This window comes from Psychrobacter sp. HII-4 (genome assembly GCF_904846595.1).
GTDB lineage: Bacteria > Pseudomonadota > Gammaproteobacteria > Pseudomonadales > Moraxellaceae > Psychrobacter > Psychrobacter celer.
Genome location: NZ_CAJHBJ010000077.1, coordinates 1 through 2,963, shown reverse-complemented (window position 1 = coordinate 2,963; position 2,963 = coordinate 1). Strand labels below are relative to the sequence as shown.

4 protein-coding genes are annotated in these 2,963 nt (G+C 42.2%); 2 read left to right on the top strand and 2 right to left on the bottom strand.

From position 1 onward, the window contains the following. Positions 1 to 325 precede the first annotated feature (325 nt). Entirely contained in the window at positions 326 to 532 is a 207-nt protein-coding gene (locus JMX98_RS13655; RefSeq protein WP_201587361.1) for a hypothetical protein, read from the top strand. Positions 533 to 708: 176 nt separating this feature from the next. On the opposite strand, the gene JMX98_RS13650 is transcribed toward JMX98_RS13655, so the two are convergent. Further along, positions 709 to 1,602, bottom strand: coding sequence for a pirin family protein (locus tag JMX98_RS13650; RefSeq protein ID WP_201587359.1), 894 nt, complete (start codon positions 1,600 to 1,602; stop codon positions 709 to 711). A gap of 132 nt (positions 1,603 to 1,734) precedes the next feature. Next, on the bottom strand, positions 1,735 to 1,995 hold the full coding sequence (locus JMX98_RS13645; protein ID WP_105244387.1) for a DUF1289 domain-containing protein: 261 nt from the start codon (positions 1,993 to 1,995) through the stop codon (positions 1,735 to 1,737). A gap of 190 nt (positions 1,996 to 2,185) precedes the next feature. Here JMX98_RS13645 and JMX98_RS13640 point away from each other — a divergent pair, with 190 nt between their 5' ends. After that, positions 2,186 to 2,896 carry a YqiA/YcfP family alpha/beta fold hydrolase gene (locus JMX98_RS13640; RefSeq protein WP_201587357.1) on the top strand — a complete coding sequence of 237 codons (711 nt, stop codon included), beginning with the start codon at positions 2,186 to 2,188 and terminating at the stop codon, positions 2,894 to 2,896. The last annotated feature ends 67 nt before the right edge of the window (positions 2,897 to 2,963 follow it).

Below are 2,963 nucleotides of genomic sequence, written 5' to 3'. Positions count from 1 at the left end.
AACCCAGCAGGCGTCCAAAAAGTGGTCGATGCCGATTCGTAACTGGACGTCTGCCCTTAATCGTTTTATGATTATGTTTGATGATCGTATTAGCAGGCATTTAATCTAAATCGCAGTTACACAGAATTCGGGATGGTCTCTTATATTTATTTCTGATGAAAAGCTTCGAAAAAGAGAACTCTATTTCTTACTGACTTTTGCTAAAGATGATGCGTTAACACAAATTATTAAACCAGAAGAGCGTCCACCTGAAGATTATGAAACTGAACTAGTAAACACTAAATCGACGCTCATGGATTTGCACTTAACGATAGTGAAGCTATCTATGCAGCTAACAATGCTTACAGAGTATCGAAATAATAATGCAATTTTATTTTTCTATGAACCAACAATTAATCATTTAGCTTCTAAATTAGACAAAATTGGTTACCTACCTCCAGATGATAAAAAGTTACTTAAGATTAATGCAGATATAAGAAGTAGGAATTCGAGTGCTCAAAATCAAACCCTAAATGCTGACGTTCAGCTATGAGTTTTAGACTATGCTTATCAATGCCTATACTTAATTATACCCGTCATTCGGTAAGACTGGGCAAACAAACAGCCAAAGCAGCAATTTTCCCAAAAAAAAGCCCGTATTAGCAGACTAATACGGGCTTTAACCTTTAATAGAGTATTCAACAAACTAGGCTAGTACTTAGCTAAAAACTAAGCACCTTCACCAAACTTACCACTTTGGAAATCAGTGACCGCTTGCATGATCTCTTGCTGACTGTTCATCACAAACGGACCGTATTGCACAATCGGCTCGCGTAGTGGGCGACCAGTGATTAAGATCACTTTGGTATCCTCATCACTATCAGCAGTAATGGTAACGCCATCGGCATCTTCGTCATTTTTTAAGATAGCCATGGTTTTATTCGGTACGGTTTCGCCTTCGATATCTACCGTGCCGCGATAGACAAAGGCAAACGCATTATGATCGGCTGGAATGGCTTGGCTAAAGCTAGTCCCTGCGGGTAGATGAATATCCAAATACGTCGGCTCAGTAATGTCGCGGGTGACTGCACCTTCTACGCCATGCGATGTACCTGCGATTACCGTAACGTCTACGTCATCTTCAGTTGTGTATTTAGGCAAGTCCTCACTTTGGAAGTCTTTATACCAAGGGTCATTCATTTTATCTTTGGCAGGTAAATTAAGCCACAGCTGAAAGCCTTCCATCGCGCCGTCTTCTTGTTCCGGTAGCTCTGAGTGGATTACGCCGCTCGCCGCTGTCATCCACTGCACGCCGCCGTTTTGTAATAACCCTTCATTACCCGCGCTATCACGATGGCGCATACGCCCTGTAATCATATAAGTAATGGTTTCAAAGCCGCGATGCGGATGGTTGGGGAAACCCGCGACATAATCATCTGGATTGTCACTTTTGAAGTTATCTAGCATTAAATACGGATCGAGGCGCTGTTGCAGCTGCTGCGTCAGTACGCGAGTGAGTTTAACACCAGCGCCGTCTTGGGTATCGACCCCAGCAAAAAGCTGCTCGATTTGACGCGATTGGGTAACGGTATCTTTTACGCTATTTGTTGGGCTGTTATCCATTGTGCTCTCCTACATTTTTGACAGCTACTCGTATATATTTGAGGATATAGATATATATTTCAATAGCTACTATGTAGTTTTTATATAATTATAAAGACTATTGTAAAATATTACTTAATTGTTTTGAGCTAATTAAAACAACTCTCCTGTCTCGGCCGCTTCATTAAAATCAAAGCCTAGCTGCTCGTTTTTGCGCTGGCGCATCTGCTCGATACGCTGTCTGCGCCCATTGACCAGTCGTAGTACTTCACGGCGCTGTTCTGTCGTCATATCATGCCATAGCTGACGCTCTGTACGACTACGCAGACAGCCAAAGCAATAGCCTTTTTTATTGCTTTGACAGACACCAATACAGGGATTGGCAATCTCGAACAGTTCAAACTGCTGACTCATGGCAGCTCCATTGCTATTGTCGTTAGTCCTTTTACTTATATCGTCGTATAGTCAGATACTGTTATTATGGCGCAAATACTGAATAATAGTGTGCCGTTTTAGTGTTATTGTTTTGCTTGCGGCAGTGCTATGCTGGATTTTTATTATCGAGATAAAACCATCTTAACAAAACCACTAAGTGAGATGATACGTGAATATTATTTATATCCATGGCTTAGACAGTGATGCCAATTCTATAAAAGGCTCGCTATTAGAGGAGTATTGCCGCCAGTATGATCCCGATATCAAGGTGTTACGCCCCGATCTAAATAAGACGCCAGATCAAGTGTTTGACCAGATGCTGTCGTTAATCGATAGTGTGGCGAGCAAAAACTCTCATGATCAAAATACGGTCTTGGTTGGTAGCTCATTAGGCGGGTATTTTGCTACGTTGCTCAGTAACCATACCGGCTGTCCGGCGCTTTTATTAAACCCTAGTATACAGCCGCATCAGACACTGCAGCGATTTAAGCATAGCACTGAGACTGAGGATGACGGTGCGAAGGACGAGAGTGCGAACGACGAGGCGTCTGAGGTGCTATACACCACTTTGGGTGGTTGGCACATCACAAATGCTGATTTAGAGTGGTTTGCGTGCCATCAGCTATCGAGCCTTAACTATCCTAAAAAAGTAGTCGCGCTAATCAAAGAGGGTGATGAATTACTTAATAGCAGTCTCTCTGCCAACTTCTATAGGGAGCAAGGAGCGACGGTCAATATGCAAAAAGGCGGCGATCATCGTTTTAGTGATTTTAAAACACAATTGCCCAAAGTAATCGAGGTCATACAGCAACTGGTCAAAAGACCTCTTGCAAAAGTAGCAGAGAATTTTACAATAACTGAAACACTCATAACTTTTTAGGAACCATGCCAAACATAGATAAGCTACTCAAACAAAGTGACGCTGGTTTTAAACGTTATACAGGCAT